Origin of the sequence: Leifsonia sp. NPDC014704, from assembly GCF_043083605.1 — a bacterium.
In the GTDB taxonomy this organism is placed as follows: Bacteria; Actinomycetota; Actinomycetes; order Actinomycetales; family Microbacteriaceae; genus Leifsonia.
In genome coordinates this window covers 1,229,171-1,243,682 of record NZ_JBIBYW010000002.1, presented here as the reverse complement: position 1 = coordinate 1,243,682, position 14,512 = coordinate 1,229,171, and the positions used below count along the sequence as shown (strand labels likewise).

Below are 14,512 nucleotides of genomic sequence, written 5' to 3'. Positions count from 1 at the left end.
ATGCCGCTATGAGCAACGTGGAGCGCGATCCGGCCGAGGTCGTGGCGGCGTCGGCCGTGCTCACGGATGCCGGCGTGGAGATCCTCGAACCGCGGGATGTGCCCCTCGGCGGCCCGCGCGCGATGACCGTGCGCCGGACGCTCCCGCAGCGTCGTCGTTCGCTGATCGGCGGCTGGTGCTTCATCGACCACTACGGCCCCGACGACGTGTCGACGACGGGCGGGATGCGCGTCCCGCCACATCCGCACACGGGCCTGCAGACGGTCAGCTGGCTCTTCGAGGGGGAGATCGACCACCGTGACAGCGTGGGCAGTCATGCTCTGGTCCGGCCCGGCGAGCTGAACCTGATGACGGCCGGTCGCGGGATCAGCCATTCGGAGGTGTCGACGCCGGGAACGCAGCGCCTGCACGGGGTTCAGCTCTGGGTCGCCCTTCCCGACGCCTCGCGGGATGTCGCGCCGTTCTTCGAGCATCACACGCCGGTGGCGGGCAGCATCGGCCCAGCCGCGGTGCGGACGTTCGTCGGGTCGCTCGCGGGGAGCGGCACGTCCGCGACGGTGTTCTCGCCGCTCGTCGGGGCCGAGGTCGTCATCCCCGCCGGCGCCACGATCGAGATCCCGCTCGAGGCGGGCTTCGAGCACGGCGTGCTCGTCGATGCGGGCGACGTGACCATCGACGGCACACCCGTTCCGGTCTCGCACCTGGCCTACCTGCGCCCCGGTCGCACGAGCCTCCCGGTGAGCACGAGGGCGGACGCCCGGATCGTGCTCCTCGGCGGAGAGCCGCTGGGTGAGCAGATCGTGATGTGGTGGAACTTCATCGGCCGGAGCCATGAGGACGTGGTCGCCTACCGGGCGCAGTGGCAGGGCGAGGTCATCGCGGGAGCCGATCCTCGCGGGCGCTTCGGCACCGTCGAGGGCTACGACGGAACGCCGTTGCCGGCCCCGGAACTGCCGACGGTCCACCTGCGCCCGCGCGGCTGACGGATATCCGTCCACATCTCGGCGACCACGACACTTCTCCACAGTTCGAGCTCCCTCGGCCCCTCCTGGCTTCCCGCAGGTCAGGATGGTCTCACTGCATGCAAATCCATTGCTTCTGCATGCACCCCACCCTAAACTGAACCCATGGGAGTCACCGTGCAAGTGCGAGATCTGGATCCGGCCGTCAACGATCGCCTGAAGGCGGCAGCAGCAGCGAAAGGGCTGTCCTATTCGGAGTACCTCCGCAGGCAGCTCACCCGCATCGCCGAGAGGCTGCGCATCGAGGAGCGTTGGGCGGAAGTGACGGCCGAGCAGCGCGTGCTGGCCCAGCGTCAGCCTCCGAGCGCCAGCGGTCGACGACCGTTGAACATCACCGCGGAGGAGATCGTCCAGGGCATTCGCGACGACCGGGGAAGCCGATGATCGCGGCGGTGATGGACTGCAGCGCTCTCGTCGAACTTCTCTCGCGCGAAGGTCTCGCAGCGTTCGAGGAGAACGACGAGCTGGCCGAGTGCATCCTGATGGCGCCCCACCTGATCGACCCGGAGTTCGTGAGCGCGATGCGCAAGCACGCCCTCCGGCACCCGGAAGACGCTCAGCTCGCCGAGCAGGTGATCCTCGAGTTCTACCGACTCGAGATCATGCGCGTGGAGCACGAGCCGCTCTGGCCCGATGCGTGGCGCTGGCGAGAGAACCTGAGCGCCTACGACGCCATGTACGTCGCACTTGCCCGTCTCATGGAGCTGCCACTGGTGACGGCAGACGACCGCCTCGCCGCGGCGGCCGAACGGTGGTGCGAGGTCAGACGACTGAGCGAGCTGCAGCCGGCCTGAGCGCCGCCCGCACGGCTGGGCAGGTCCGACGGGTCACTGCAGTGCGGAGGTCAGCCGGGCCAGGTTGTCCAGCACGGTGGAGCGGAGCGGCTGCTTCATCCACTCGTCCAGCGTGAGCTCTCGGCTGTCCTGGCGATAGCCGTCCTCGACCTTCCGCATCTCATCCACGAACGAACGCCCGCGCACCATGAGGGAGACCTCCATGTTGAGCTGGAAGGAACGCATGTCCATATTGCTCGAACCGATGACGGCGACGTCGTCGTCGATCGTGAAGTGCTTCGCATGAAGGATGTAGGGCGCCTTGTACATCCAGATCCGCACTCCCGCCCGCAGGAGCGCCTCGTAGTAGGAGCGCTGAGCGTGATACACGAGCGCCTGGTCGCCGATCTCGGAAACGAACAGGTCGACGCGGATCCCCCGCTGAACGGCCGAGGTGACGGCCATGAGCATGGACTCGTCCGGCACGAAGTAGGGGGAGGTGATGACGATGCGCTCCTGTGCGTAGTAGAGCAGGGCAAGGAAGAGGCGCAGGTTGTTCTCGCCGGCGAATCCGGGACCAGAAGGAACGACCTGGGCGTCGAGCTCGTTCTCGTCGATCTCATCGGTGATGGGCTCCGTCTCGCGGCGGAGCAGTTCGTCCGTCTCGCTGTACCAATCCGTGATGAAGATGGCGTTCAGACCGGCGACGATGGGTCCCTCGAGCCGGACGATGAGCTCCTTCCATTTCAGCCCACGCCGGATGTTCGACCGCTTGTTGTAGCTGCGATCGATGACGTTCTGCGAACCCATGAACGCCACGCGGCCGTCGACCACGAGCAGCTTGCGGTGGTTGCGCAGGTCAGGGCGCTGGTACTTCCCCTTGAACGGCTGGATGGGGAGCATGAGCTGCCATCGGGCACCCATCGCGGTCAGCCTCTGGAGGGTGCGCTTGTAGTCGGGTGTTCGCAGCGAGGCGATGTGATCGAGAAGTACGCGAACAGTCACACCGCGGTTCACGGCGGCCTCGAGGGCATCGAAGAACGGCGCCGTCGTCTTGTCGAGGGTCAAGATGTAGAACTCGACGTGGACGTAGCGCTTGGCCTTGCCGATCTCCTCGGCCATCGCGTCGAGAGAGCCCTGATAGTCGCCGTTCAGGGTCGCGCGGTTGCCGCCGACGAGCGGCATCGCCCCGAGCTTGCGGTTGAGCTCGACGACGCCCTCCAGCCACGGTGGCCACGGGTGGTCGCGGCGAACCCGCTCGATTCCCTCGGTGCTGTCGATGATGAATCGGTTGATCTCGTCCTGCTTCTGCCGGCGGCTCTTCGGGAGCTTGTAACTGCCGATCAGGAGGAAGAAGAGGATGCCGATGTACGGGATCAGAAAGATCGCCAGCAGCCACGCAGTCGCCGACGTCGGCTTGCGGTTGCGCGGGACGATGATGATCGCCAGAACGCGGATGACGAAGTCGATGAGGAGTGCCAGGACGATGAAGAACGAGACCCAGAACCCCGTCTCCATGCACGCATCCCTCGGTCGATCGCTCAAGGACGCGCACGCGTCCCCAGACATACCGTAGCGGGAACGCGAACGGCGAGCGGTGAGGCCCTCCGCGGGTCAGGCCTTGGGAGCGAGGCCGCGGCGAGCGCGCTCCTCGGCTTCCAGCCGCGAGTACGCCTTGCGCTCGTTGCGGTCGGCGCGCACGATCGCGCGCATGATCGCCCAGAACAGCAGGCCGACCAGGACGGTCGGTGCGAGGGCCCAGACGATACCGCTGATGACGTCGTTCATAGCGCCTCCATCGTACCGCCGGGTCCTGGGAGCCTACTTGACCAGCGGGAAGAGGATCGTCTCGCGGATGCCCAGGCCTGTGAGGGCCATCAGCAGGCGGTCGATGCCCATGCCCATGCCGCCCGTCGGCGGCATGCCGAACTCGAGAGCCCGGAGGAACTCCTCGTCGAGACGCATCGCCTCGTTGTCACCCGCGGCAGCCAGCTTCGCCTGCTCGACGAACCGCTCGCGCTGCACGACCGGGTCGACGAGCTCCGAGTAGCCGGTGGCCAGCTCGAAGCCCCGCGTATACAGATCCCACTTCTCGACGACGCCGTCCCGCGAGCGGTGCGCACGCACCAGAGGGCTGGTGTCGACGGGGAAGTCCATCACGAAGGTCGGACGAACGAGGTCGGTCTTGACGTAGTGCTCCCACAGCTCCTCGACGTACTTACCAGGCAGCGGGTGCTCGATCTCGATCCCGGCGAGGGCTGCGAGTTCGCGCAGACGCTCGATGGGGGTCTCCGGCGTGATCTCCTCGCCGATGGCGTCCGAGAGGCTGTCGTACATGCGGATGCGGTCCCACTGGCCGCCGAGGTCGTACTCGGTGCCGTCGGCCCACGTGACGACATGCGACCCGGAGACCGCGACGGCGGCATCCTGAATCAGCGTCTGGGTGAGGTCGGCGATCGAGTTGTAGTCGCCATAGGCCTGATAGGCCTCCAGCATCGCGAACTCGGGCGAGTGCGTCGAGTCGGCGCCCTCGTTGCGGAAGTTGCGGTTGATCTCGAACACGTGGTCGATGCCGCCGACCACAGCACGCTTCAGGTAGAGCTCCGGCGCGATACGGAGGTACAGCTCCGTGTCGAAGGCGTTCGAGTGCGTGACGAACGGGCGGGCGGACGCGCCACCGTGGATCACCTGCAGCATCGGCGTCTCGACCTCGACGAAGCCGCGGTCCGCGAACGTGCGGCGCAGGCTCGCGACGGCTGCGGCGCGGTCGAGGACCGTCTTCCGGGCCTGGTCGCGCGCGATCAGGTCCAGGTAGCGGGCGCGGACGCGCGTCTCCTCACTCAGCTCGCTGTGCAGGTTCGGCAGCGGCAGCAGCGCCTTGGCGGCGATCCGCCACTCGCGCGCCATGACGGAGAGCTCGCCGCGGCGGCTCGAGACCACCTCGCCGGAGACGAACACGTGGTCGCCGAGGTCGACGAGCTCCTTCCACGCGCCCAGCGACTCCTCGCCCACCTCAGCGAGCGACACCATCACCTGGATGCGCGAGCCGTCGCCGGCCTGCAACACCGCGAAGCACAGCTTGCCGGTGTTGCGCAGATGCACGACGCGGCCGGCGATGCCGACGATCTCGCCCGAGCCCTCGTCCGGCTGCAGGTGGTCCCACTTGGCGCGGACGGCGGGAACGGTCGTGGTGACCGGAACCTGCACCGGGTATGCGCCGCCGCCGGGGCCCTCGGCCTCGGCGAGGAGACGGTCGCGCTTACCGAGCCGGACAGCCTTCTGCTCGCTGATCTCGTCTTCGCCGAGCTGGTCGTCGCCGAGGTCGGCCGCGGTGGTCTGCGCGTCGGTCATCGCTGTCTTTCCGTTCGAAGGTGCGGGCGGTGGTGCGGTGGTCACGTCGTGAGGCGCTGGTTGTCGATCAGCCGGGTCGTTCCAACGCGAGCGGCGATCAGCATCAGGGCGGGACCGTGATGGTCAGGCGACGCTTCGCGGAAGGTATCCGGGTCGACGATCGCGAGATAGTCAAGCTTAACGGCTGGGTCCGCCTTGACGTGCGCGCGGGCCGCTTGCAGCGCCGCCTCCACGCCATCGCGAGCGGCCTCGGAGCCCGCGGACAGGGCGCGGGACAGGGTGACGGCGGCGAGGCGCTGGTCGTCATCCAGGTAGCGGTTGCGGCTCGACAGCGCGAGGCCGTCCGACTCCCGCACCGTGTCCACCACGGCGATCGTGACCGGCAGGTTCAGGTCATCGACCATGCGCGCGATGACGTGCACCTGCTGGGCGTCCTTCTGACCGAAGACGGCGACGTCCGGTTGCACGATGTTGAAGAGCTTGCTGACGACGGTCAGGACCCCGTCGAAGTGTCCGGGGCGGGAAGCTCCCTCGAAGAGGGATCCGGACTCCCCCGCGGTCACGCGGGTCTCCGAGGGACCGTTCGGGTACATCTCCGAGGCGGAGGGAGCGAAAACCACGTCGGCGAGGCCCTCGAGCGCGGTCACGTCCGCATCCAGGGTGCGCGGGTAGCGGTCCAGATCCTCGCCCGGGCCGAACTGCAGCGGGTTCACGAAGATCGACACCACGATGAAACCGCCGAGGTCGCGCGCCTGCGACACCAGCCGGAGGTGCCCCTCGTGGAGCGCGCCCATCGTCGGCACGAGCACCACGCGACCGGTGGGGGCGTCGGCAGGGCCGTCCTGGTGCGCGACACGGCGCGCATCCGCGACCCGAGCCCGCAGCTCGGCGATGGTGGTGATGATCTCTGGCATACCCATCCCTTCGGCCGGCTCGAAACCGGCCGGAACCAGGCTACTCGCCGCGCAGGAACCAGCCGCGCCCGTCGTCACCGGGATCGCCCTCCGTGCCCGCGCCTCCGGGAGCCGCGTCTCCCGACACGTCATCCTGCAGCGCGCCGATCACGTCGAGATCCAGCCGGGTCGGAGCGCCCGCTCGTGTGAGGGCGTTGTCCACCGTCGAGCGGATGAGCGAACTCAGGAACGAACCGGGCTTCTCGACCCCGATGCTCCGCAGCAGTCCCGTCGACTGCTCCACGATCGATCGGGAGAATGCCGTCGCCGTCGCGATCGCCTCGGCATACGCGGGCCGGTCGGCCTCGTCCACCACCACCGGCTCGCCGCCCATCTCGACCACCAGCGCCTGCGCGATCGGAAGGACCGGCGCCGGGGCCGTCACCGCGAAGTAGCTCTCGCCGAGCCGGGTGAGATCCAGACTCGTGCCGGTGAACTCGAGGGCCGGGTGGACGGCGAGCGGGATGGCGCCAGCGGCCGTCGCGGGCTGCAGCACGTCGATCCCGAACCCGGGAGCCGTGTGCAGCACGATCTGACCGGGCTGCCACGTTCCCGTCGCCGCGAGACCCGCGACCAGACTCGGGAGTTCCGCCGAGGGCACGGCCAGGATCACCAGCTCGCTGCGCTCCACCACGGTCGGGATGTCGAGCACCGGCACTCCCGGCAGCATCGCCTCCGCGCGCTCCCGGCTCTGCTCCGATACGGCCGAGACTCCGACGATCGCGTGCCCCGCGCCGGCCAGGGCGAGTCCGAGCACCGGGCCGACACGGCCGGCGCCGATGATGCCGAGCCCCAGCCGGCCGGAGCGCTGCGAAGGCGGACGGGCGGACGGCAACATCAGTGCTCCTTCTCGGTGTGGTTCGTGGCCTGCCCCCAGCGGTGACTCCGGTCAGCAGCCGCCGCCGCAACGGCACGTGCCGATACCTCTTCGAACAGCCGGACGCCGGTGGGCGCGTCGATCGCCGCCAAGCGCGGGCGCACCGGGCCCGACACCGTGTGGAACCGCGCCTCGGCGAGAGCGAGCGCAGCATCCAGCGGTCCCTGCTGAAGCTCCAGGCTCTGCAGACGCGCGAGCGGCACGATCGCGAGACTCCGCCAGACGAACCCCCGGCGCAGCAGGATCGCGTCGTCGACCACGCGGTAACCGGTGCGCTGCCAGGAGAACGGACGGATCCACACCGCCCGCCGCGGACTGCCGACGAAGGCATCCCGCCCCGACGACGTCATTCCCGACTCGATCAGCTCCCGGTGCTCGTCAGTCGCGAAGCCCGGCAGCACCAGTGACAAGACCCGGAAGACGTCAGCCGCATCACCGACCGGAAGCATCGTCGTGTTCGGCTGCCCCGCGGCGCCCTTCTCACGTGAATGGCCCGCCGTGTCGATGCGGATCTGCCACCAGCCGAACGGCCGCCACAGCAGCGGCTGCAACACCTCGACGGCATGGATGCGCCCAGGCGGCAGCGTCTCATTGCTCGTGCTCAGCAGACCGAAGCCGACGCGCACTCCGTCCGGGGTCCCGGCGATCGAGTATCGCAGCGACTTCGTGAAGCGGTTGATATAGAAGCTGGCGGACCCGATCAGGCCGGGCAGCACGACGATGAGGAGCCACAGCTCTCCGCTCGACGCTCCCCAGATCAGGAAGGCGATCACGACCAGCACGAACACGGTGAACCCGCTCAGGAGGAGCGAGCCCAGCAGCCGCAGTGGCGGGATCTTCACGACCGACTCCGGCGGCGCGGCATTCGGATCGAGTTCCGGAGCCAGGAACTCGTTCACGCGACGGCCGACGAGGTCGCCGACCGCCGCGGCACGGGACGGAGCACCGCCAGTCGTCGGGGCGCCTTCCGGCGCGACGCCACCGGTCTCCGCGACGGTACCCGCGGTCACCCCACCCGCCGCTGCCGCGGCCGCTTCCGCGGCCTCCGCTGCGCGCACGCCCGATGCCAGCCGCAGCACGTCCGCGCGTAGGCCGTCCGCCAGCGACGAGCCCAGGTAGGCGAGCTGCACGTTCGCGTCGTGCCCGGCGACCGACACATCCAGCTTGGCCGCTCCGAAAATGCGCGCGAGCACCGGCCGCACGACGTTGATGCCCTGGATGCGGTCGAGTCGCGCCTTGCGCTGCGTGCGGAACAGGATGCCGCTGCGCACCTCGACCGCGTCGCCTGTGATCCGGAAGCTGTGCATCCGCCATGAGAGGTAGAACGCACCGAAGCAGAGCAGCAGCACGACCGCCACCCCGAGCAGCGCCCAGCCTTCCCAGCCGTGGTCATAGATCGCGTCCAGCGGGTCGCCGCCATACTCGGGGGCACCGACGAAGAAGCCGATCAGGCGCTCGCGGAGGTTCGACAGCACGAACCCGAACAGTGCGATGAATACGATGCCGCCGCGAAGGAGGGGCGTCGCGGGATGCAGCCGATGCCATTCGCCGTCGGTGTACCGCTCGGCGGCGCGCTCGGCACCCGTCAGCGGGCGGCCGACGGGCGGACCCGCCGGCGCTCCGCCATCCGGTGCGCTCACAGCCCGGCCCGTCTGCTCTCCGCCAGCTCGACGAGCCGGTCGCGAAGCTCGGCGGCCTCCGGTTCGGGGAGGCCCGGAACCATCACGCCGGTGGATGCGGCGGCCGTGACGAACTTGAGGTCGGCCAGTCCGAGCATCCGGCTGACCGGTCCGCGGTTGATGTCGATGAGCTGCATGCGCCCGTACGGCACCGACACGAAGCGCTGGAACATGATGCCGCGGCGGAACAGCAGGTCGTCGTCGCGCAACCGGTAGCCGATGGAACGGGCGCGGCGCGGCGCGATGATCAGCGCGATCACCGAGATCACGACCACGACGACGAGCGCCGCCCAGCCGAACGGCCAGCCGCCCACCAGCCAGAGGAACAGCGATGCCGCCGCGAGCACCAGCCCGGTGATCACCGTGCTCGCGACCACGACGAGGACGTACTTGGGCGAGACGCGGCGCCACTCGCCGACGTTGAGGTCAATCCGATCGGGCATTCACGGTCTCCGTGCGGTCGTCGTCGTCGCCCGGGGGCAGGGTGCAGAAGAGTTCGGCGACCAGACCGGCGACGAGCAGGATCACCGCTCCGGCCGTCGCGAGGGCGGTCAGCAGGATGGCGTTGCCGCCGGGCAGCACATCGCGGCTGAGCAGGTAGGCGCCGATCCCGACGCCGATTCCTGTGAGCAGCGCTCCGCTCAGGGCGCACGCTTTGGCGAGCACCACGATCCGCGTCGCCTGGAACGGGTCGATGCGGCGCACACTGCGCCCGCGTACGGCGCGCCGGATCGGCAGGGCGAACGCGATGACGATGATCGCCACCGCCACCAGGGTGATCGGCAGCGTCAGCGGTGGGATGAACACGGGCTGGCCCATACCGGCGGCGGCGAGCTCGGCCAGGAAGCCGACGACGAGCCCTGCGACGCCGAGGCCGATGAGCGAGCTCGGACGGGTGCGCTTCACGAGCGGCCCTCCCAGAGACGGACGGGATCGGTGGCGTGGGCCGCGAGCTCGGCGACCGGCCCGAAGCCGGCGAGGCGGGCTCCCGGGTCGACGTCGAGCCAGGGCACGAGGACGAACGCGCGCTCGTGAGCCCGCGGATGCGGCAGCACGATGCGGGGGTCGTCGTCGGACACCATCCCGTCGTAGTCGACGATGTCGATGTCGATGGTGCGGTCGCCCCAATGCTCTTCGCGGACACGGCCCAGCCGGTCCTCGACGCCGTTCACGACGCCGAGCAGCGCAAGCGGATCGAGCAGGGTGCGGACGAGCGCGACGGCATTGAGGTAGGCGGGCGCCTCCGCGTCGATCCCGTCGGGCTTCAGCGCGGGGGTCTCGTAGAGCGGCGAGACCGCCTGCACATCGACCCCGGCCTCCTCGCGCAGCGCATCCACGGCCGCCTGGATGGTTCCGGCCCGGTCGCCCAGGTTGCTGCCGAACGCGAGCACGGCCGGAACGCCGACCCGCATGCGGACCGGCTTCCCCAGCGGCGCGGCGTTCACGCGCGCCCCCGCGTGATGCGCACGGCGACATCCCCGAACGGCACGCTGATCGGCGCCTGCGGCTTGTGGACGGTCACCTCGACGACATCCACCGGCTCGTGCGCGAGCACGGTCGCGGCAACGCGCTCGGCGACGGTCTCGATGAGGTCGACGGGGTCGCGCTCCACGGCCGCGACCACTTCTTCGGCGAGCTCGCCGTAGTGGACGGTGGATGCGAGGTCGTCTCCCGCCGCCGCGATCGAGAGGTCGAGCCACGCCGTGACGTCGACGACGAAGTCCTGCCCGTCGGCGCGCTCGAAGTCGAACACTCCGTGGTTGGCGCGGACGCGCAGACCGGTCAGGACGATTGAGTCGGCGTGCCGCGGCTGGATGCTACTCATCGCGTCCAGCTTGCCATGCCCGCACCACGTCGAGGGCGATCCGCGTCGACGGAACATCGTGGACCCGGACGGCCCACGCGCCCGCCTGCGCCGCGAGCGCCGAGATGACGGCGGTCGGGGCGTCGCGCGCCTCCGCCGGCGCCCCCTCGGGCAGCAGGGCGCCGAGGAACCGTTTGCGGGATGCGCCGATCAGCACCGGATAGCCGAGCGTCTCGATTTCGTGCAGCCCGGCGAGGACCTGCCAGTTGTGGCGTGCGTTCTTCGAGAAGCCGAGACCGGGGTCGAGGATGAGTTTGGCCGGGTCGATGCCGCGCCGCACCAGGTCGGTGACGCGCGCGGAGAGTTCGGACCGCACCTCCGCCACCGTGTGCTCGTACACGGCCCGCGAGTCGGCAGCGTCGAGTCGTCCGCGCCAGTGCATCGCGACGTACTGGGCACCCGTCTCGAGCACGACGTCCGGCATCCGCTCGTCGGCGAGGCCGCCGGAGACGTCGTTGATGATGGCGGCGCCCGCCTCGACCGCGGCCCGGGCGGTGGACGCGTTGAGGGTGTCGACGCTGACGGTCACCCCGCGGGAGGCCAGCTCGCGGATCACCGGGACGACTCGCGCCTGCTCGTCGCCCGGGTCGACACTCGCGGCTCCGGGCCGGGTGGACTCGCCACCGACATCGACCAGGTCGGCGCCCTGCGCGACCAGGTCGAGGCCGTGGGCGATGGCGGCGTCGGGCTCCAGCCAGAGCCCGCCGTCGCTGAACGAGTCCGGCGTCACATTGAGGACGCCCATGATGAGGGTCACTTGACGCCGCGTCCGATCAACGCAATGAGCTCGGCGCGCACCACGGGGTCGGTGTACGCGCCGCGCGCGGCGACGGTCACCGTCGTGCTCCCGGTCTGCCGTGCGCCGCGCGTCGTGACGCACGAGTGCGCGGCGTCCAGCACGACGAGCACGCCGCGGGCGGCGGCGCCCTGCTCGATGGTGTCCGCGATCTGCTCGGTCAGCCGCTCCTGGATCTGCGGCCGTGACGCGAGCGTCTCGATGACGCGCGGGATGCGCCCCAGCCCGATGACGCTGTCGCCCGGCAGGTACGCGACGTGGGCTACCCCGATGAACGGCAGGAGGTGGTGCTCGCAGACGGAGCGGAACTCGAGGTCGCGCAGCAGCACGGTGTCGGCCTGGTGGCCCTGCTCGAGCGGCACCGGCTCACCGAGGTCGGCAGCGGCATCCCGGCCGATCCCGGCGAAGAACTCGGCATACGAGTCCGCCACACGCGACGGCGTGCTCTCTAGGCCCGGACGCGACGGATCCTCGCCGATGGCGGCGAGGATCTCGGCGACGGCCGCTTCGATGCGCGGACGATCGATGCCGCTCATGCGCGCGACGGCCCTAGGCGGTCGCCGGGCGCGGCTTGATCGCTGGCGAACGCTTCGGCTTGGTCGCCGGCGGCTCAGAGTCGACGCCACCGTCCACCGCGCCCGCGTCGATCGGGGCCCTGGGGAACGGGATGGGCGGGACGTCCGAGATCGGGCGCTTGTCGCTGGAGAGCCACTGCGGGCGCTCGGGCAGCTTCTTCACGTCGGCGAAGATCTCGGCGATCTGGTTGTGGTCGAGGGTCTCGTGCTCGAGGAGCGCGGCGGCCAGGCGGTCGAGGACCGCGCGGTTGTCGTTGAGCACCTCCCACGCCTCGTCGTGCGCCTTCTCGATGAGGGCGCGCACCTCGGCGTCGACGCGCTCGGCGATCCGCTCGGAGTAGTCGCGCTGGTGGCCCATGTCGCGACCCAGGAACATCTCGCCGTTCGCCTGGCCCAGCTTGACCGATCCGATGTCGGCGCTCATGCCGTACTCGGTGACCATCTTCCGGGCGATGGAGGTCGCCTTCTCGATGTCGTTGGATGCGCCGGTGGTCGGGTCGTGGAAGACGATCTCCTCGGCGACGCGGCCGCCCATGGCATACGCGAGCTGGTCGAGGAGCTCGTTGCGGGTGACCGAGTACTTGTCCTCCAGCGGGAGCACCATCGTGTAGCCGAGGGCGCGGCCGCGCGGCAGGATGGTGATCTTCGTCACGGGATCGGTGTGGCGCATCGCCGCGGCGGCGAGCGCGTGCCCGCCCTCGTGATACGCCGTGATCAGCTTCTCCTGGTCCTTCATGACCCGGGTGCGCTTCTGCGGACCGGCGATGACGCGATCCACGGCCTCGTCGAGCGCGCGGTTGTCGATCAGCTGGGCGTTCGAGCGGGCGGTGAGCAGGGCGGCCTCGTTGAGGACGTTGGCAAGGTCGGCTCCGGTGAAGCCCGGCGTCTTGCGGGCGAGCACCTCGAGGTCGACCGACGCCGCCAGCGGCTTGCCACGGCCGTGCACCTCAAGGATCTTCTTGCGGCCGAGCATGTCGGGCGCATCCACGCCGATCTGGCGGTCGAAGCGACCGGGGCGCAGGAGCGCAGGATCGAGGATGTCGGGACGGTTGGTCGCCGCGATCAGGATGACGTTGGTCTTCGGGTCGAAGCCGTCCATCTCCACCAGGAGCTGGTTCAGCGTCTGCTCGCGCTCGTCGTGACCGCCGCCGAGCCCGGCGCCGCGGTGACGGCCGACCGCGTCGATCTCGTCGATGAAGATGATGGCGGGCGAGTTCTCCTTCGCCTGCTGGAACAGGTCGCGGACGCGGCTCGCGCCGACACCCACGAACATCTCGACGAAGTCCGAACCGGAGATCGAGTAGAAGGGCACACCGGCCTCACCCGCGACGGCGCGGGCGAGCAGGGTCTTACCGGTTCCGGGAGGGCCGTACAGCAGCACGCCCTTCGGGATGCGGGCGCCGACCGCCTGGAACTTGGCCGGCTCCTTCAGGAAGTCCTTGATCTCCTGCAGCTCCTCGATGGCCTCGTCCGACCCGGCGACGTCGTCGAAGGTGACCTTCGGCGTCTCCTTGGTCACGAGCTTCGCCCGCGACTTGCCGAACTGCATGACCTTGTTCCCGCCGCCCTGCATGCCGGAGATCATGATCCAGAAGAACACGCCGATGAGCAGAGCCGGGATGAGGAAGCCGAGGATGTTGACGAACCAGTTCGGCTGCGGGACCTCGTCGTCGTAGCCCTTGGGGAGGTTCGCGTCGTCGACCGCCTTCACGACATCCTCGCCGCGGGGGGTGACGTAGTAGAACTGCACCTGGTTGCCCAGATTGCCGTCCGGCTCCTTGAGCGTCAAGTCGACACGGTTCTCACCGTCCACGATCTTCGCGCTCGACACCTTGTCCTGGGAGAGGTACTCCAGGCCCTTCTGCGTCGACACGCTCTTGAAGCCCGACATCGTGATCAGGCTCGAGCCGATCCAGACGATGATGATCGCCAGCACGACATACAGGATCGGGCCGCGGAAGATCTTCTTGACGTTCATGGTGCGACCACAGTACCGCCTAGGCGCTGTGGGTCGGCTGCGTGTTCGCTCTGGGCGGTCTGCGCGCGGCCCGTTGGCGTCAGCTGTAGACGGCGGGCGCCAGGATGCCGACGCCGCGGAGGGTGCGGTAGCGCTCGTCGTAGTCGAGGCCGTAGCCGACCACGAACTGGTTCGGGATGTCGAACCCGACGTACTTCACGTCGATCTCGACGCGCGCCGCATCCGGCTTGCGGAGCAGGGTGAAGATCTCGATCGACTCCGGCCCGCGGCTGCGCAGGTTCGACAGCAGCCAGGAGAGCGTGAGGCCCGAGTCGATGATGTCCTCGACGATCAGGACCGTCTTTCCGCTCAGGTCGGTGTCGAGGTCTTTGAGAATGCGGACGACCCCGCTGGACTGCGTGCCGCTGCCGTACGAGCTGACGGCCATCCAGTCCATCGTGACGGGGATGCGGAGCTCGCGGGACAGGTCGGCCATCACCATGACCGCGCCCTTCAGGACGCCGATGAGCAGGACGTCCTTGCCGGCGTAGTCCTGCTCTACCTCCCGGGCGAGCTCGGCGATGCGGGAGCGGATCTGCTCCTCGGTGATCAGAATCTCGGTCAGGTCGTTCTGAACGTCCGTGAGTTCCATGGGGGAGGCGCTG

General features: G+C 69.2%; 17 protein-coding genes. 3 read left to right on the top strand and 14 right to left on the bottom strand.

Features of this window, described 5'->3' with window-relative positions; translation table 11 throughout:
* The first annotated feature begins 8 nt into the window (after positions 1–8).
* From ACF1AJ_RS17525 to ACF1AJ_RS17515, 3 genes are all read left to right on the top strand, one after another.
* Positions 9–983: a pirin family protein gene (locus ACF1AJ_RS17525; protein ID WP_391508509.1), complete on the top strand. Its 975-nt coding sequence runs from the start codon at positions 9–11 to the stop codon at positions 981–983.
* Between the two features lie 144 nt (positions 984–1,127).
* Complete coding sequence (locus ACF1AJ_RS17520; protein WP_391508508.1) at positions 1,128–1,406, top strand: hypothetical protein; 279 nt, start codon at positions 1,128–1,130, stop codon at positions 1,404–1,406.
* An 11-nt stretch (positions 1,407–1,417) separates the two neighbouring features.
* Positions 1,418–1,816, top strand: a complete 399-nt coding sequence (locus tag ACF1AJ_RS17515; protein WP_391508783.1) for a type II toxin-antitoxin system VapC family toxin — start codon at positions 1,418–1,420, stop codon at positions 1,814–1,816.
* Between the two features lie 33 nt (positions 1,817–1,849).
* Here ACF1AJ_RS17515 and cls read toward each other — a convergent pair whose 3' ends face one another.
* From cls to hpt, 14 genes are all read right to left on the bottom strand, one after another.
* Complete coding sequence (gene cls, locus ACF1AJ_RS17510) at positions 1,850–3,313, bottom strand: cardiolipin synthase (RefSeq protein ID WP_391508507.1); 1,464 nt, start codon at positions 3,311–3,313, stop codon at positions 1,850–1,852.
* A 96-nt stretch (positions 3,314–3,409) separates the two neighbouring features.
* Positions 3,410–3,583 carry a hypothetical protein gene (locus ACF1AJ_RS17505; protein WP_018192119.1) on the bottom strand — a complete coding sequence of 58 codons (174 nt, stop codon included), beginning with the start codon at positions 3,581–3,583 and terminating at the stop codon, positions 3,410–3,412.
* A gap of 33 nt (positions 3,584–3,616) precedes the next feature.
* Positions 3,617–5,146: a lysine--tRNA ligase gene (gene lysS / locus ACF1AJ_RS17500; RefSeq protein ID WP_391508506.1), complete on the bottom strand. Its 1,530-nt coding sequence runs from the start codon at positions 5,144–5,146 to the stop codon at positions 3,617–3,619.
* 41 nt (positions 5,147–5,187) lie between these two features.
* A complete protein-coding gene (panC, locus tag ACF1AJ_RS17495; RefSeq protein WP_391508505.1) occupies positions 5,188–6,066 on the bottom strand; it encodes a pantoate--beta-alanine ligase in 879 nt (292 codons plus the stop codon).
* A gap of 34 nt (positions 6,067–6,100) precedes the next feature.
* Positions 6,101–6,937: a Rossmann-like and DUF2520 domain-containing protein gene (locus ACF1AJ_RS17490; RefSeq protein ID WP_391508503.1), complete on the bottom strand. Its 837-nt coding sequence runs from the start codon at positions 6,935–6,937 to the stop codon at positions 6,101–6,103.
* The gene (locus ACF1AJ_RS17485; protein WP_391508502.1) at positions 6,937–8,616 is read right to left on the bottom strand and encodes a PH domain-containing protein; all 1,680 of its coding nucleotides are present in this window, start codon (positions 8,614–8,616) and stop codon (positions 6,937–6,939) included. Before ACF1AJ_RS17485 ends, ACF1AJ_RS17490 begins: the two co-directional genes overlap by 1 nt.
* A complete protein-coding gene (locus ACF1AJ_RS17480; RefSeq protein ID WP_391508501.1) occupies positions 8,613–9,098 on the bottom strand; it encodes a PH domain-containing protein in 486 nt (161 codons plus the stop codon). The genes ACF1AJ_RS17485 and ACF1AJ_RS17480 overlap by 4 nt, the downstream gene beginning before the upstream one ends.
* A complete protein-coding gene (locus ACF1AJ_RS17475; protein ID WP_309853820.1) occupies positions 9,082–9,561 on the bottom strand; it encodes a DUF3180 domain-containing protein in 480 nt (159 codons plus the stop codon). The genes ACF1AJ_RS17480 and ACF1AJ_RS17475 overlap by 17 nt, the downstream gene beginning before the upstream one ends.
* Positions 9,558–10,100, bottom strand: coding sequence for a 2-amino-4-hydroxy-6-hydroxymethyldihydropteridine diphosphokinase (gene folK, locus ACF1AJ_RS17470; protein WP_391508500.1), 543 nt, complete (start codon positions 10,098–10,100; stop codon positions 9,558–9,560). Before folK ends, ACF1AJ_RS17475 begins: the two co-directional genes overlap by 4 nt.
* Positions 10,097–10,480: a dihydroneopterin aldolase gene (folB, locus tag ACF1AJ_RS17465; protein WP_391508499.1), complete on the bottom strand. Its 384-nt coding sequence runs from the start codon at positions 10,478–10,480 to the stop codon at positions 10,097–10,099. Before folB ends, folK begins: the two co-directional genes overlap by 4 nt.
* Positions 10,473–11,276 carry a dihydropteroate synthase gene (gene folP, locus ACF1AJ_RS17460; protein ID WP_391508498.1) on the bottom strand — a complete coding sequence of 268 codons (804 nt, stop codon included), beginning with the start codon at positions 11,274–11,276 and terminating at the stop codon, positions 10,473–10,475. Before folP ends, folB begins: the two co-directional genes overlap by 8 nt.
* On the bottom strand, positions 11,273–11,851 hold the full coding sequence (gene folE, locus ACF1AJ_RS17455; protein WP_391508497.1) for a GTP cyclohydrolase I: 579 nt from the start codon (positions 11,849–11,851) through the stop codon (positions 11,273–11,275). Before folE ends, folP begins: the two co-directional genes overlap by 4 nt.
* A 13-nt stretch (positions 11,852–11,864) precedes the next feature.
* Positions 11,865–13,868, bottom strand: a complete 2,004-nt coding sequence (gene ftsH / locus ACF1AJ_RS17450) for an ATP-dependent zinc metalloprotease FtsH (protein ID WP_391508496.1) — start codon at positions 13,866–13,868, stop codon at positions 11,865–11,867.
* Positions 13,869–13,947: 79 nt separating this feature from the next.
* Positions 13,948–14,499: a hypoxanthine phosphoribosyltransferase gene (gene hpt, locus ACF1AJ_RS17445; protein WP_391508495.1), complete on the bottom strand. Its 552-nt coding sequence runs from the start codon at positions 14,497–14,499 to the stop codon at positions 13,948–13,950.
* Between the last annotated feature and the right edge of the window lie 13 nt (positions 14,500–14,512).

Coding starts and splice junctions, on each gene's coding strand:
- ACF1AJ_RS17515 (WP_391508783.1), top strand. CDS start 1,418: ATGGACTGCAGCGCTCTCGTCGAACTTCTCTCGCGCGAAGGTCTCGCA.
- ACF1AJ_RS17505 (WP_018192119.1), bottom strand. CDS start 3,583: ATGAACGACGTCATCAGCGGTATCGTCTGGGCCCTCGCACCGACCGTC.
- hpt (WP_391508495.1), bottom strand. CDS start 14,499: ATGGAACTCACGGACGTTCAGAACGACCTGACCGAGATTCTGATCACC.
- ACF1AJ_RS17525 (WP_391508509.1), top strand. CDS start 9: ATGAGCAACGTGGAGCGCGATCCGGCCGAGGTCGTGGCGGCGTCGGCC.
- folB (WP_391508499.1), bottom strand. CDS start 10,480: ATGAGTAGCATCCAGCCGCGGCACGCCGACTCAATCGTCCTGACCGGT.
- ACF1AJ_RS17520 (WP_391508508.1), top strand. CDS start 1,128: ATGGGAGTCACCGTGCAAGTGCGAGATCTGGATCCGGCCGTCAACGAT.
- ftsH (WP_391508496.1), bottom strand. CDS start 13,868: ATGAACGTCAAGAAGATCTTCCGCGGCCCGATCCTGTATGTCGTGCTG.
- ACF1AJ_RS17490 (WP_391508503.1), bottom strand. CDS start 6,937: ATGTTGCCGTCCGCCCGTCCGCCTTCGCAGCGCTCCGGCCGGCTGGGG.
- folE (WP_391508497.1), bottom strand. CDS start 11,851: ATGAGCGGCATCGATCGTCCGCGCATCGAAGCGGCCGTCGCCGAGATC.
- cls (WP_391508507.1), bottom strand. CDS start 3,313: ATGGAGACGGGGTTCTGGGTCTCGTTCTTCATCGTCCTGGCACTCCTC.
- ACF1AJ_RS17480 (WP_391508501.1), bottom strand. CDS start 9,098: ATGCCCGATCGGATTGACCTCAACGTCGGCGAGTGGCGCCGCGTCTCG.
- panC (WP_391508505.1), bottom strand. CDS start 6,066: ATGGGTATGCCAGAGATCATCACCACCATCGCCGAGCTGCGGGCTCGG.
- lysS (WP_391508506.1), bottom strand. CDS start 5,146: ATGACCGACGCGCAGACCACCGCGGCCGACCTCGGCGACGACCAGCTC.